This window comes from Akkermansia sp. AE01SA01, from assembly GCF_036417395.1.
In the GTDB taxonomy this organism is placed as follows: domain Bacteria; phylum Verrucomicrobiota; class Verrucomicrobiia; order Verrucomicrobiales; family Akkermansiaceae; genus Akkermansia.
This window is the reverse complement of record NZ_CP143890.1, coordinates 1-14,882: the sequence shown is the minus strand read 5'-3', so window position 1 is coordinate 14,882 and position 14,882 is coordinate 1. Positions and strand designations below refer to the sequence as shown.

The following is a 14,882-nucleotide window of genomic DNA, read 5'->3' as shown; positions in this document are numbered from 1 at the left end:
CAAACGGTTTTCGGCTTGATCACAAGGGTATGGGAAGGGAAGGAACGGAAAAACTCCGGATTATATCCCTCATTCCTTTCCCATTGATACTATTTAAGCCTATCTTCTTCAAATGAAAAAACTTTCTAATGACAAATACGTCTTTCAAAAAACCGGATTTTGTGGTATGAACGGGCACGCTTTATGGGCAGCTTTATTCCAGAACAACAGGCCATTCATCTCGTTTTCGGCACGGATGAAGGGATGGTGCGTGAAAAGGCTTCCGGCGTCTTTGCCGCCCTGACGGAAGGAACGAACGAGTTTTCCCATGAAATTCTGGAAGCGGGCTGCGGAGATTCCGATGAAGCGGCCCAAATTGTCCGCCAGGTCATGGAGGCCCTGCGCACACTGCCCTTTTTCCCCGGACGCAAGGTGGTCTGGATGAAAAATTGCAACTTCCTGGGGGATTCCGTTACAGGCAGATCCTCCACCACGGAAACGGCTCTGGATTCCCTGAAGCAATTGCTGGAAGCCGGGCTGGGTCCGGACGTCATTCTGGTTGTTTCCGCTTCCGAATTCGACAAACGCCGCTCCTTTAATAAATTCTTGCTCCAGCATTCCGCAGCGGTAGAATTGAATAAGCCGGACATTACCAAGGCCGGCTGGGAAGGCAGCCTGATGCCCCTGGTAAACAAGGAAGCGGCTGCAAGAGGGATGGCCTTCGACCCTTCCGCACTGGAATTGTTCATCCACCGCGTCAGCGAGTCTTCCCGCCAGATTATTTCCGAAATTGAAAAGCTGGATCTTTTCCTGGGAGCGGAACGGCGGACGGTCATGCCGGAGGATGTGGAAAGAATGGTTCCACTCACCCGCACGGGAGTAATTTTCGAAATTTCACGGGCGCTGGAAAACAAGAAGAGCGACACAGCCATTTCCCTGATCGATTTTCAACTGGAACGCGGGGAAAATGCCGTCACCATCATGCGTGCCGCGTTTATTCCGACCCTTAGAAATTTGCTGGCCGCCAAGCTTTTGTGTGATGCTTTCAATTTGAAACCTACCAATTTCAAGGATTTCACCGCCAGAATTTCTTCCCTGCCCTCTTATGCATCCGCGCTGATTCCCTTGAAGAAGGACGGCACCCCGAATGCCTACCCGCTTTTCCTGGCAGCTCAAAACGCCGCCAAATTCAAGACGGAGAAACTGAAACAGACCTTGAAGGAGTGCATGAAGGCCGACAAGGCCCTGGTTTCCTCTTCTCTTGATCCTCGGCTGGTCCTGCACCGTCTTGCCATTTGTTCAGCATCCTGATGAATTCCTCCACCCAAGCATCTTCCGTGTTCGACGTTCTCGTCGTCGGCGCAGGACACGCGGGCATTGAAGCGGCTTTGGCCGCTTCCCGCATGGGCTGTTCCGTAGCCGTTCTTACTCATAATCTGGACACCATCGGCCAAATGTCCTGCAATCCGGCCATCGGCGGCCTTGCCAAAGGGCATATTGTCCGGGAAATAGATGCTCTGGGGGGAGCCATGGGCCTGAATACGGATGCCACCGCCATTCAATTCCGGATGCTGAACGCTTCCAAGGGCCCCAGCGTCCGCGCTCCGCGCGCCCAATGCGACAAGACTGCCTACCGCACACGCATGAAAAGAGTGCTGGAAACCGCCCCCGGCGTACGGCTGTTCCAGGGAGACGTCGTCAAGCTGCTTGTCAATGGAGAACAGCAGGCCGCGGGCGCCGTCACTTCCCTGGACTATACCATTCATGCACGCAGCGTGGTCATCTGTTCCGGCACCTTCATGAAAGGCCTGCTGCATGTAGGACTGCAGCATATCACAGGCGGCCGCATGGGTTGTGCACCTTCCACGCTTTCCTCGGGCCTGGCGGATTTGGGCTTTCAGGTGGAACGGCTGAAAACAGGCACTTCTCCCCGCATCAACGGCAGGTCCATTGATTTTTCTGTCTGCGAACTCCAACCGGGGGACACTCCCCCTGCCCTGTTCAGCTACCGCTCACGCAAGCTGCTGAAGCGTTTTTCCGAACCCTATTGTACACTGAACACGTGGGGAGACAAAGATTTCCGGATGGAGCAGATGCCCTGCTGGATCACGTACACCAACCAGACCACGCACGACATTATCCGGGATAATCTGAAATTCAGTCCCCTGTACAGCGGTATCATTGAAGGGATAGGGCCGCGCTACTGCCCTTCCATTGAAGACAAAATCGTGAGGTTTGCAGAAAAAACGAGCCATCAGGTTTTTCTGGAACCGGAGGGACGCAGCACGGAAGAATTCTACCTCAACGGCGTGTCCACTTCCCTGCCCTACTCCGCTCAATGCGAATTTATCCGCACTATTCCCGGTTTGGAAAATGCCCAGTTGATACGCCCGGGGTATGCGGTGGAATACGACTTCTGCCCACCCACCCAACTTCACCCCACTCTGGAAACCAAGCTCGTAGAGAACCTGTATTTTGCCGGACAGATCAACGGGACTTCCGGTTATGAAGAAGCTGCCGCCCAGGGCCTGATGGCGGGAACGAACGCCGCCCTGAAAGTCCTTGGAAAAACCCCTCTGATTCTCCGGAGGGACCAGGCTTATATAGGCGTCATGATTGACGACCTGGTTACCAAGGGAACGGACGAACCATACCGCATGTTCACCAGCCGCGCGGAATTCCGACTGCTGCTGCGGCAGGATAACGCTGACCTGCGGCTGGCTCCCCTGGCGTTTGAAAACGGCCTCATCACCCATGATCTGTTTAAGGAAACAGAAAACAGGCGGAAGGCCATTGAAGAGGGAATAAAACAGGCTACGGCAATGAAATATGAAGGTGTGCCCGTTTCCATCTGGCTCAAGCGCCCCGGAAATGACTGGTCCATGCTGCCGGAAGACATGAAAAAAATGTTCCACGTGGAACATTGGGATGCCATAGCTACGGACATCCAGTATGAGGGCCACATTGAAAGGCAAAAAAAACAGGCGGAAAAAATCGTACGGATGGAGGAAAAAACTATCCCTGACGATATCAATTACGAATCCGTCCATGCTTTAAAAAAGGAAGCCGTTATCAAGCTGGGTAAAATACGTCCTGCCACCATAGGACAGGCTTCCCGCATTCCCGGCATTACTCCGGCGGATATAGCGCTTCTGCTTGTCTATTTGAAGAAACGGAACAGATAAACAGCATTCGCGTTACTTTTTCCGGGTGAAATTTCCTTTCTTGGAAATCTTCAGCACGCAAAGATAAAAATCATTGTGCTTGTTGACCTATAGAAAACGACATATGATCATTACATCATGCGGTACGTTCTGGCTATTTTGCTGCCGCCTTCCATGGCACTGGCTTATGGAGGATGCGGAAGCTTTATCCTCAATATCTTCCTTTGCCTTGTCGGATACATTCCCGGCATGGTCCATGCCATATTAATTGTCCTGCAGAAAGAAAGCAACGACAGGCACCAGGCAATGATGAAAGAGATGGTCAAATGGCAGGTTCACCAGGACCTGAAACGGAATTCCAGAAGAAAAACGGAAATAGTCTGCCGTAAAAAGGAAGATAACGTCACGGCATCCGGAGACAAAGCTTCCTGTTATTGATAACGCACTTCACCCCGGATGCATACATCGTTTCCAAACATCCTTGCAGACGGCTTTACAAGATGAGCTTCACGCTCCAGGAAATCCCCTCCCTCCACTCCGTCAACACCGCCGCCCGTAATGACGGGAGCATAAAACCCCACCCATTCATCCACCAGACCGGCTTTCAAAAATTCCTTCATCAGAACACCTCCAGATTCCAGCAGAAGGGAGCTTATTTTTCTTTCCGTGTATAAATTTTGTAACAATTCCAAATAATTGGATACATTCTCTACGATCAGGGTGCGGTCGCGAAATTCATCCGTCAGGCAGATGGAATTTTCCGGAATGGAAGCGGCATTCCGGGTCAGGATAATGCGCCACGGTTGTTCCTTAAGGGGAGAAACGGGTTTTTCCGGATTCCTGATCGTCAAAGACGGATTGTCCATGCGCACCGTGTTTCCTCCTGTCATGACAGCTTCACATTCGGAACGGAGCGTATGCACAAAAGACCTGGCCGCTTTTCCGGTCAGCCATTGGGAACGTTCCGAACTGCGGGAAATATGTCCGTCCAGGGACATGGCGCTTTTGGCGATTACCCAGGAACGGCCTTCCATCATGTTCAGACGGAAAGCCCTGATCAAAAAGTCACATTCCTTCTCCAGAACTCCCCGGGTAACTTTAATGCCTGCATTCTTCAAGATTTCTGCGGCAATTCCCTTGTGACCGGGATTGGGATCTTCCGAACCGTAAACTACTCTCTTGAAACCGTGTTCCATAATGGCTTCCGTACAAGGGGGAGTTTTTCCCGTCGTGCTGCACGGTTCCAATGTAACGTAAAGGGTGGAATCTGGAAACAGCCCGGCATTGCCTTTGGCAATACCGTCGGCAATGGCATTTCTTTCTGCATGGGGGAGGCCGGCTTTTTCGTGAAATCCGGAGCCGATGATTTGATCCTTGTGAACGATGACGGCGCCTACGCAGGGATTGGGGCTGGTTAGTCCGAGCCCTTTTCCGGCAAGTTCAATGGCCAGTTTCATCCAGCGGGCATCCCGATCCTCTGCGTTCATGGGGACCTTGTATCATGGATCATGGAAAAAGGACAATAGAGATGTGTGTTGAAGAGTATTAGATTTAACAATATTAAATTCCTTCTTCTTCTACCCTGTGGCAATTGTGAACAACACTGGTTTCGCGTTTAAAATGAGTGTGGTTTGCCTTTTTGCAAATGTGAATAAATTCCGTTAACAGAAATGTGAATAATGTCTGAATAAGTTATTCACAGAGTATTCACTTGTGATTCACTATTCCTTTCACACAGTTATTTCCTGAAGAGGTCACTCCGGGCACCGGCTGCATTGCTCTTGCAGAAAGTACGGAACAGGGAATATCATTCCTGCATGCGGATTGCCAGATTGATTTATATTCCTGAGAGGGATCTCACTTTTCCGGCAACGGGTCCTGAAAGGCCCTTCCACGCGTTTTCCGTGGCCGGGACAAGCATAGGTGCGTATTGTGCCTTACAACTCCGGGAAGCGGGCTTTGAAGCCGTTTTGGGACCGGAAGAGGAAGAGCGCGGGAGCGGGGATGGAGCTGTGGAGGTGTCCATGCATGATTTTTCACCGGAGGCTGCTGTGTGGCTGGCGGATTACGGACCGGGGGAATGCGAGCTGAGGAATGCGGAGGGTTGTTTTCTGGCGGGGAAGGGGGCTCCGGGAGTACGGCGGAGTTCCTTGAAAAGGAATATGGCCGTGGAGCGGCTGGTATATCCGTGGGATCTGCTGGACTGGCAGGAGAGAGTGATGAGGGGAATGGAAGGAGATGGCGGTTTCATAAAAGACGGCGCGCATGTTATGGGAACCTTGCGGCTTGGGAGGGATTCCGCAGTGTTGCCCGGCGTGGTGGTGGAAGGCTGCGTATGGGTGGGAGACGGTTGCAGGGTTGGTCCGAATTGCTATTTGAGGGGATATGTTTCTTTGGGAGACGGGTGTGTTGTGGGGCAGGGCGTTGAGTTGAAGAATTGCATTGTGGGGGACGGGACGTTTATTTCTCATTTGAGTTATGCCGGGGATTCCATCATCGGAAACGATGTCAATTTTGGCGCGGGAACGGTTTGTTCCAATTTCAGGCACGACGGGGCGGAGCAGCGGATGATGGCTGGAGGGAGGCTGGTAGAAACGGGAAGGAACAAGCTGGGAGCCGTCATTGGAGATCACGTCAGGCTTGGAGCCAATACCGTTGTACTGCCGGGACGAGTGGTTTCCCCCGGAACATGGACCATGCCCGGCGAAATTTTCCGGTAGGACGGTTTTTCGGAACCGAACACATGGTTTGCCCGTGAACGGGGGTATCCTGAGTGGAAACCAACAAAGTTTTTTGTTTCATTCCAAGATTTCCGGAATGAGTACGGATGAAAAAGTTTTTACCACTTTATTTCTTTCCGTTTCCTGCATTTGTGAAAATTTCTGTCCGAAAACCTTGCTGAAGCTGCATTTCCAATGCTCCGGCGAACCGGAAATGCCGGAGACGCACAGCTGGTGGAACAGACTTTTAAGAATGCTTAAATAATCTCAAAAAACGCACCATGCAAGATATGCCCTTTAAAATGGTGAATTACTATATATGGTATGCTTTTGAAAAAAATACTGCCAAATATGCCGATTTGACGGAGAAAGAACTTGAAGAGAGGGAGGCATTTGTGAGAGGATGCGAGGCAGATAAAAGCACAGTCACATGAAGTTTACTATTTCCAAGCAAGTATTTCTGGATGGCCTGAGACAGGTAGTCAGTGTGGTGTCTTCCAAAACGACGCTGCCCATTCTTTCCAATGTAAAGATTGAAGCTGAAAACGGGCAGGTGCGCTTTACTGCAACCGACCTCGATGTGTGCATCACGGGCGTGGTGCCCGCCAACGTGGTGAGGGACGGTACGGTTACCCTTCCCGCCAAAAAGCTGGTGAGCATTATCAGCGAACTTCCTGAAGCGGAAGTGCAGGTGGATGTGAACCAGCGCAACCAGGCGACCGTGGAATGCGGCCGCTCCCAGTTTAAGCTGAACGGCCTTCCGGCGGACGAATTCCCCGAGCTTCCTTCCTTTGAACAGGCAACCGTGTACCAGGTGGAGCAGAACCTTCTGCGCGACTGCATCCGCCGGACGGAATACGCCATTTCCACGGATACGACCCGCTACGTGCTCAACGGCATCTCCCTTTCCTTCCGCAATGGAAAGATGACGCTGGTGGCTACGGACGGCCGCCGCCTGGCCCTGGCGGAAACTGCTCTGGATTTCCCGGAAGAACAGCAGCTGGACGCCATTCTGCCTACCAAGGCCGTAGGGGAACTGAGGCGCCTGCTGGATGAAGTGGGTTCCGTCACGATCCGTTTCACCCGCAACCAGGCGGCTTTTGAAATCAACGATACGCTGCTGATCAGCAAGCTGATTGACGGCAATTACCCGAATTACCGCCAGGTGATTCCGACGGACTGCAAGGAAAGCATTGAGCTTCCCTGCGGAGAATTGCTGGAAACCGTGCGCCGCGTCTCCCTCCTCTCCGTGGACAAGAGCACGAACATCAAGCTGAACTTCCGGGAAAACGAACTGGAAGTGGCATCCAGCGCGGAAGGCGTGGGTGAGGCGCACGAATCCGTGACCATCACTTATTCCGGCAGGCCCCTTTCCATCTCCTTCAATCCGGACTTCTTCATGGCCCCCCTGAAAACCATGCCCGGCGATACGATGATCACGCTGAACCTCATTGATGAAATGAGCCCGGGCGTGCTGAAGATTGGCGATGAGTTCCTGTACGTGCTCATGCCGATGAGATCTCCCAACTGATTTTGACTGGCACAAAATCATTCATACAAAGGGACAGGCGCCGTGGAAACATGGCGCCTGTTTTTTATTGTTTGAAAGTGAATGGAATGAATATGTTATTCACATGAATGTTCTACGTGGAACATTTTTCATTTTCCCGAATGAGATGAAGCATGGATCTGTGGAAAATAAAAGGATAACGTCTTCCCTCCCTCTGTGGAAAAAAAGGCTTTTGGAATGCTTATTCGCTCAGCATGCCCGGAGCGGCAAACAGGTCCGGAGCAAGATGCACGGGATATTTGCCGGAGGCTTGAAGAATGGCTTCCCGCACGGCGGGCAGGGAGGAGAAGCAGGAGGAATCCACATCCAGAATATTGCCGTCTTTCAACTCTATTTTGAGACCCGGCTTGTTTTCCTGGTCCGGCGTATATCCTATGCTTTCAATGGCTTCCCAGGGAATTTCCCTGCGCGCGATTCCGTTGCCCCATGCGATGAAGACGGACGTGACAGTCAAAAAATGCGGCCTGCCGAGAATGACGGAAAGCCACAGGCAAGTCAGGACCGCAGCCAGTGGGAGAATCCACCAGCCGGCTCCAAAGATGCCCCACGCCAGGGCGCACCCCAGAGTGCCGTAAAGCTTCCCGGCCAGGTGATAGCTATGGTAGGAATAATAAGTGCTCATGAGTTGCGAAGTCAATGAAACGGATCCGGCGGGCATGTTGAGTTTCCAGCCGCATTCTATAGGATACTCTTCCGGCTCCGGGGACGCAAGAGGATAAGTCAGGAAAGGGAGTCCAGCAGTTGCTCTGGAATGATTCCCCCGGAACGGATCAGGGAAAGGAAGTATTCCTCCATTTCCGGAGGAGGTGGAAACAGACCGGGCTTTCCGCGGCCTGCGGCCAGTTCCACGGCGCCCTGGTTGTGAAGAGCCAGTGGAGGATCAATATAGCACATTTGCGTGGGATCGGGCAGGATGAAATTGAGGGGACGCCCTTCATTCAGAATGCTGTTTTTCGGGATGGATGGCCCCCATTCGTCTTCCACACCCATATTCGCCAGCAGAACACCGGAGGAGCAGGGCAGGGCGGGATCAATCAGACCTGACAGGGCATGCCGCCTGCCGGTGGCCGTGACGGCGCAGAAGGCCTGTTTTACCGCGTGGCTGAGAGCCGCGCCATCCGTCGCGCAGAGAAAGGAAACGGACGGGGAAGGAAGGCGTTTTTCTTCTACATCAGCCACAATGACGCGCATCCGGTTGTTCAGGGCATGCAGGACGATGCCTCGGCCCACTTTCCCATACCCGATGACGACAAGCGTTTTCCCATGCCAGTCATCAAATCCCAGGGAGGCCAGGGCGCGGAAGAAACTTTCCCCGGTGCCCAGGCAGGTTTCAATCTGTTTGATTTTCCCCGCATCCACCATCCAGACGGGCTGCGTGCATCCCGCGTAATGTTCCGCACCGGACCGCGTCAATTCCACATAACCGCAGCGGCTGGGGACATGGGAAAGGGCGCCCGCACAATCCAGGACGACATCGTAAGGACCTTCGGTCCGTTCCGCGCCTATCACGGGAATTCCATAGGCCGCCAGCAGGAGAAGGATTTCCGGATCATGGGGCATGACCCGGGAGACGGCCACCGTCAAATCCGCTCCGGCCGCCAGCAGGGCGGCGTATTTGGCGCAGGTGTTCCGGAATACAGGGGAGGCGTCAATAATCCGGCATCCTTCCAGCGGGCGGCTTTCCGACCATCTTTTATACTGGTTGAGCAGCACGGGGAGTTCTTTTTCCCGGTAAAAAGAAAAAATGTCTTGGAGAATATGTTCCGGAGTCACAGGCATGGCAAAAGTGTACGGATTCCATGGAAAAGGAGCAATCTTTCTCCTTCTGGTTTTTCACATGAAAAATTTTGCAAGCGTGCAGTATTTGTTTGAAACTTTGCAAGTGAATTAAAGCCGGATAAAACCTGTCTTCGCAGACATAAGTATTTTCTTTCCTATCGAAGAATAGGACTTTTTCCGGGAATCTGACAGGAGGCAGGAAAAAATGGTCTTCTATCAGAAACTTTTCTCTAACAGATAGAAAATATTAATGTCTATGATACAAACAAATTGATGTTAAAAATAGTAGTGTAGTTTATCCATAATAAATTCCCATGATTTCATAACGTAAATATGGAAAATTCGGGATAATTACATTGACATGAGATGCGGACATATGCTACTGGGGAAATGATCATGGAGGACAGCCTTCCTCTCATTTCGTTCATCAATCCCAACACCTTAATACCTTATGAACACTCCAGCTGCTACTCCTGGCAGCAAGTCTTCTTCCATTCCTGCTTACCGCAAATGGTACTTCGGCTCTACGGCCAAACCCATGCTGCGGGGCATGCGCACCGCTTCGGAGCCCGATCCGCTGCCGTTTGAACCAATCCACGAAAAAGACAACCACAAAGTAGGTCCTCCCAGCACCTCGGCGGACGGGTACAGCACCTACGGCACCTTCACCATCCCGGAAGGAGCGGACGGCAAAAAGCTCTACGGCACCTGTTCTCTCTTCCTGGGGGTGGACGACTGGGGCAGCCTGGAGGTGAAGGACTCCAATGGCAAGGTGGTGGCGCAGGTGGACCTGAAGGAAAACTCGCAGGAGGCGGGAGACCAGGGCGGCCACAAATACCACACGGGCACCGGCGGGGCGCAGCTGCCTTCCGGCGCTTACAGCTGGGAAGTCAACCAGACCAACATCGACTACAAGCCTGAAAAAGACAACGTCTCCATCTGCAACTACAGCATCGACGTGGTTCCGACGGAGCCGGGCGGCAAGGAGGAACCTGAGAAGTGCCCGTGCGAGGGAGACACGTGTGATAACAGCGGCGGAACGCCGCCCTCCCCGTCGCTGGCCCGGTCGGGCTCTGCGGCGGGTGTGAAAAGCAGCACACTGGGGAACTACTCCTCGGCAGGGTGCAGCGTGACGGCGGAAAGCACGGCTACGCTGATGTACTGGTCGTGCAACTTTGGGGCATTCAGGGGGCTGGGAAATCTTCCTGCGGGGCGGTTGGAACTGAGGGCTGAGGAAAACATCTCCGGCCTGGAAAACCCGGTGTCTCTGGCCTACAACCATCCCTTGAACAGCCGTCTGGACGTGCCCGAAGGGGGCATTGTGCCCGGAGTGCGGTTCAATCTGGTGCAGGGAGACCGGGTGATTGCGATGCGCTGCTACACGGACGGGTCCGTGCTGCCCATCGGGGTGGACACGTCGGGCGGAGGGCGCGCGGCTCTGGCCACGGTGGAGGGGCAATCCTGCCTGCAATGGACCGTCATGGATGGCAGCGCCTACCTCTTCTCGGCGGAAACAGGAACGCTCCTCACCTACACCACGGCCGACAGGCAGGTCATCTCCAATGTCGCCACTTATCTGGACGTCAGGCATGCCCAGGACGGCTCCCTCAGGCAAATCTGGAACCTGTGGGACGGCCTGCTCAACGTGGAAGATGTCACGGCTACGGGCTACCTCATCGCGCTCTACACGCCGGGGCAAATCACCGGAACGGACGAACAGGGATTTTATAGCGTTACAGGCGTTCCCTTCAAAACGTTTGCCCTCTCCCTTTCCACGGACGGCCAATTCACCATCACGGAGCAGACGCCGGCCAGGCAGCCCTATGCCGTCACCTGGTGGAAAAACGGCCTGGCGTGGAACATGCGGAGGGGGACGGGAGAAGAGGCGATTACAACCACCCGCACGCGCACGGAGGTGGAACCGGAAGACTCGGTCTGGCAGCTGGTGACGGAAATCTCCAAAGGGGGCATCATGGCGGCGCGCACCTGCTCCATCTATCAAACGACGGACGTAGGCGACCTGCTGCTCACCCGGGTGGAAGGCTACGAAAGCCCGGAGGCGCAAACCACGCAATACGCCTACGACCAGTGCGGACGGCTCAAGACGGAAACGGCTCCCGGCGGCAGCCAGACTCATTACGCGTATGACCTCTACGGCCGGCTGCTCTCCCGCGACGAACCGTGGGCGGAAAGCGGCAGGCGCATCACGCGCTACACCTATGCCTATTCGGGAGAAGCCGACTTCAACGGCGAACCCGCCACGGAAACGGTAGACCTGCTTCCGCTGGAAGGACACGTCAAGACGCTGACCACCATTGCCTACAAGTACACGACGGCCAACCACGTCAAAAGGACGGAAAAGCGGGTCACGGGGCTGGGAGTGACGGGCACGCGCCTGACGGCCACGGAACAATGGCTGGCCGGCGCCGCCAACATCCATGCCCGCGGACGCACCCGGATGACCCGGGACCTCAACGGCGTGCAAACGTGGCACGACTACGCGGCCACGACGGAACACGGCGCCCTCTACACGGAAACGGTTGAAACGCGCCTCAACGGGGAAACCGTGCCGGGACAGAGCACGCGCACCATTGCCTGGATCACGGCGGAAGGGCAGCGCGTCAGGGAGGAAAGCCACGTTCTGCTCAGCAGCGGGGAATGGGCCATCACAGACAGCGCCTCTTACGAATTTGACACGCAGAACCGGTGGGTGAAAAAGACGGCTGGCAACGGCCGGGTGACGCAGCGCGAATTGATGTGCGACGGGCGCCTGCTGTGGGGTATTGATGAAGACGGCGTCAGAACGGACTATGCCTACGACACGGCAAGACAATTGATGGAAACAACCCGCTCCGGCGTGACGGACGGGGAAACCGTCGTCACGCCGGAAACCATCACCACCTACGCGCGGGATGCGGCGGGACGCATCCTCTCCACGCGCCGGGATACGGGGGCCATGACGACCGAGGAAAGCACGGAGTACGACTTGCTGGGGAGGATAACTTCCTCTACGGACGTCCTGGGCCGGGTCACCACCTGCGCCTACAGCCAGGACGGCTTGACGACGACGCAAACCACTCCCTCCGGAGCCACGTTCGTCACGCGCAACGCGCCGGACGGAACGGTCCTGGAAGAATCCGGCACGGGACAGCGTCATGTCATCCATTCCATTGACTTGGCCAATGACGGCGTTCGGACCTTCACGAAAGCCGTGTCCGGTGAAACGGAAACCGAACTGCAGCGCAGCATCGTCAACGGAGCCGGGGAAACCCTGCGCACGGGCGTCCCCAACACCGTCGGCGGGTTCATGTACACGAGAAACACCTACAACGCCAAGGGACAGCTCACCAAAACACAGACGGATGCGGAAACCGCGGCCACAACGATGGCCCCGACCCTGTGGGAATACGACGCCTTCGGCAACAAGGTCAAGGAAACCTGGAAGCTTGCCGATCCGGCCACCGTGTCCAACTCGCGCATCACCGCGTGGAGCTACGGCGTGGAACAAGCCGAAGACGGGGTGTACCGTGTCGTCACGGCGACCAGGAACAACGGCCAGGGCGGCACCTATGACGAGACGCAGAAGACGCTTCTTTCCGTCCTCTCGTCCACGCTGGAAGGCAAAGTCATTTCCATCGACCCCAGGGGAAATATATCCACGCAGTGGAGCGAATACGGAACAGGCGCCCTGCGGACGCAAAAAAGCAGCATTCCCACTTCCAATGTCACGGCCACCGCTACAGTCATCGACGGGTTCACCACGTCGCAGACGGACCACGCGGGCATCACTACCAGCCAAACCCGCACCTATGCGGAAACCGGCGTCATCTACGCCAGCACCGACGGCCGGGGCAACACGACCACAACGCGTACCGATCTTGCGGGGCGCACCGTCTCGGTGACGGATGCGGCGGGCAACACGACTTCTACCGCCTACGATCCCTTCTTTGACCAGCCTTCCGTGGTCACCAACGCCCTCGGGAATGCAGACCCGTTACAAGTACGACCTCCGGGGCCGAAAGACTGCCGAATGGGGCACGGCCATCCAGCCCCTGCTCTTTGCCTACGACGAAGCCGACAGAATGGTCAGCCTCACCACCTTCCGGGAGGATGCCGGCGACATCACCACCGATCCCACGGGACGCACGGACGGGGATGTCACCGCCTGGAATTACGATGACGCCACGGGATTGCTGGTGCGCAAAACCTACGCGGACGGCACCCATGAAGACACCGCCTACAACGCCCTGAACCTCAAATCGACCCTCACGGACGCGCGGGGGATCGTCACCACCTGGGGCTACAACCTGAAAAAGGGGGTCAACACCTCCGTCTCCTACAGCGACTCCACGCCCGGCATCCAGTACGCCTACAACTACCTCAACCAGCTGATGCGGGTGACGGACGCTTCCGGTACGCGCACCATCTCCTACAACCAATACAGCGAACCGGACACCGATAGCATCACCATCGGGGGAAGCGCTTATCAGCTTCAGGAAAGCTACGACGCCTATGGCCGCTCCTCCGGCTACGCCTTAAAGCAGGGAACCACCGTTCTTCAGGAAGTCAGCCAGGGGTATGAAGCCAACGGGCGGCTTGCCGGCGCCGGAATCATGCACGGAGGAGAAGAACAGACATTCGCCTACAGCTATCTGGCAGGAAGCAGCCTGCTCTTCAGCCTGGCGATGCCCAACGGCATCGTCAGGGAACTTGCCTATGAAGAACACCGCGACCTGGCAACAGCCATCAACTACCATCTGGGAGAAACCGTGCCGGTCTCGCGCACCCAGAGCTACGACGCATTGGGACGCCCGGTCACCCGCACCCGGCAGCGGGGAACCGAAGCTGCCCGCAATGACAGCTTCAGCTACAACGGCAGAAACGAACTCACCGCAGCTACCCTGGGCACCGCCCCCTACGGTTACAGCTACGACAACATCGGCAACCGCAAGACGGCGCAGGAACTGGCCGAGGAACTCGCCTACACAGCCAACGAACTCAACCAGTACACCAGCATCGCCAACTCCACTCCCAACTCTCCACTCTCAACTCTGGAAGCCCCCTTCGTGCCGCACTACGACGCCTCGGGCAACCAGACGCTGATCAAAACATCAACGGGTATCTGGACGGCCGCTTACAACGCGGCCAACCGTGCGGTGGGCTTCACCAGCCAGGACGGCGCTACGGTGGTTGAATGCGGGTACGACTACCAGGGCCGCCGCTACATGAAGAAAGTAACCGTCAACGGAACGGTCACCAGCCATGAACGCTACCTGTACCGCGGCTACCTGCAGATAGCTGCGCTGGACATGCTCAACAGCCGGAACGTGCTCCGGACACTGTTGTGGGATCCTTTGGAACCAGTAGCCACGCGCCCCCTGGCCCTGGTGCGAGACAATGCCCTGTACTGCTATGGCATTGACTTCAACAAGAACGTCACGGAAGTCTTCGACGCGCAGGGAACGATCGCGGCGGCTTACGATTACTCACCCTATGGGACCGTAACCGGTACGGGTAGCCTCGTCCAGCCGGTGCAGTGGAGCAGCGAGATGAACGATGCAGAACTTTCCTTGGTCTATTACAATTACCGCTATTACAATCCGGTTGATGGCAGGTGGATCAATCGTGATCCCATCGCCGAAGAAGGGGGATGGAATTTGTACGGGTTTG

General features: G+C 55.3%; 10 protein-coding genes. 7 read left to right on the top strand and 3 right to left on the bottom strand.

From position 1 onward, the window contains the following. Nucleotides 1–183 precede the first annotated feature (183 nt). The 3 genes from holA to V3C19_RS00040 all read left to right on the top strand — a co-directional run bounded on the left by holA (nucleotide 184) and on the right by V3C19_RS00040 (nucleotide 3,581). Nucleotides 184–1,290, top strand: a complete 1,107-nt coding sequence (holA, locus tag V3C19_RS00050; RefSeq protein WP_130084031.1) for a DNA polymerase III subunit delta — start codon at nucleotides 184–186, stop codon at nucleotides 1,288–1,290. Next, on the top strand, nucleotides 1,290–3,164 hold the full coding sequence (gene mnmG / locus V3C19_RS00045; RefSeq protein WP_295932148.1) for a tRNA uridine-5-carboxymethylaminomethyl(34) synthesis enzyme MnmG: 1,875 nt from the start codon (nucleotides 1,290–1,292) through the stop codon (nucleotides 3,162–3,164). Before holA ends, mnmG begins: the two co-directional genes overlap by 1 nt. A 117-nt stretch (nucleotides 3,165–3,281) precedes the next feature. Next, nucleotides 3,282–3,581, top strand: a complete 300-nt coding sequence (locus V3C19_RS00040) for a YqaE/Pmp3 family membrane protein (RefSeq protein WP_295932149.1) — start codon at nucleotides 3,282–3,284, stop codon at nucleotides 3,579–3,581. On the opposite strand, the gene ribD is transcribed toward V3C19_RS00040, so the two are convergent. Continuing rightward, on the bottom strand, nucleotides 3,575–4,630 hold the full coding sequence (gene ribD, locus V3C19_RS00035; RefSeq protein ID WP_295932152.1) for a bifunctional diaminohydroxyphosphoribosylaminopyrimidine deaminase/5-amino-6-(5-phosphoribosylamino)uracil reductase RibD: 1,056 nt from the start codon (nucleotides 4,628–4,630) through the stop codon (nucleotides 3,575–3,577). The two genes, V3C19_RS00040 and ribD, sit on opposite strands and share 7 nt — an antisense overlap. Nucleotides 4,631–5,167: 537 nt before the next feature. On the opposite strand from ribD, the gene V3C19_RS00030 reads away from it, so the two are divergent. The 3 genes from V3C19_RS00030 to dnaN all read left to right on the top strand — a co-directional run bounded on the left by V3C19_RS00030 (nucleotide 5,168) and on the right by dnaN (nucleotide 7,394). Beyond that, entirely contained in the window at nucleotides 5,168–5,863 is a 696-nt protein-coding gene (locus tag V3C19_RS00030; protein ID WP_302388198.1) for a DapH/DapD/GlmU-related protein, read from the top strand. Between the two features lie 281 nt (nucleotides 5,864–6,144). Further along, the gene (locus V3C19_RS00025; protein WP_153812564.1) at nucleotides 6,145–6,297 is read left to right on the top strand and encodes a hypothetical protein; all 153 of its coding nucleotides are present in this window, start codon (nucleotides 6,145–6,147) and stop codon (nucleotides 6,295–6,297) included. Beyond that, entirely contained in the window at nucleotides 6,294–7,394 is a 1,101-nt protein-coding gene (gene dnaN, locus V3C19_RS00020; protein WP_067569578.1) for a DNA polymerase III subunit beta, read from the top strand. Before V3C19_RS00025 ends, dnaN begins: the two co-directional genes overlap by 4 nt. 220 nt (nucleotides 7,395–7,614) lie before the next feature. Here dnaN and V3C19_RS00015 read toward each other — a convergent pair whose 3' ends face one another. Then, nucleotides 7,615–8,055, bottom strand: coding sequence for a hypothetical protein (locus tag V3C19_RS00015; RefSeq protein ID WP_130084026.1), 441 nt, complete (start codon nucleotides 8,053–8,055; stop codon nucleotides 7,615–7,617). A 98-nt stretch (nucleotides 8,056–8,153) separates the two neighbouring features. After that, nucleotides 8,154–9,212, bottom strand: a complete 1,059-nt coding sequence (locus V3C19_RS00010; RefSeq protein WP_295932153.1) for a hypothetical protein — start codon at nucleotides 9,210–9,212, stop codon at nucleotides 8,154–8,156. Between the two features lie 451 nt (nucleotides 9,213–9,663). Between V3C19_RS00010 and V3C19_RS00005 the strand changes: the two genes are divergently transcribed. Continuing rightward, nucleotides 9,664–13,392 carry a hypothetical protein gene (locus tag V3C19_RS00005; RefSeq protein WP_330937116.1) on the top strand — a complete coding sequence of 1,243 codons (3,729 nt, stop codon included), beginning with the start codon at nucleotides 9,664–9,666 and terminating at the stop codon, nucleotides 13,390–13,392. Nucleotides 13,393–14,882: the final 1,490 nt, after the last annotated feature.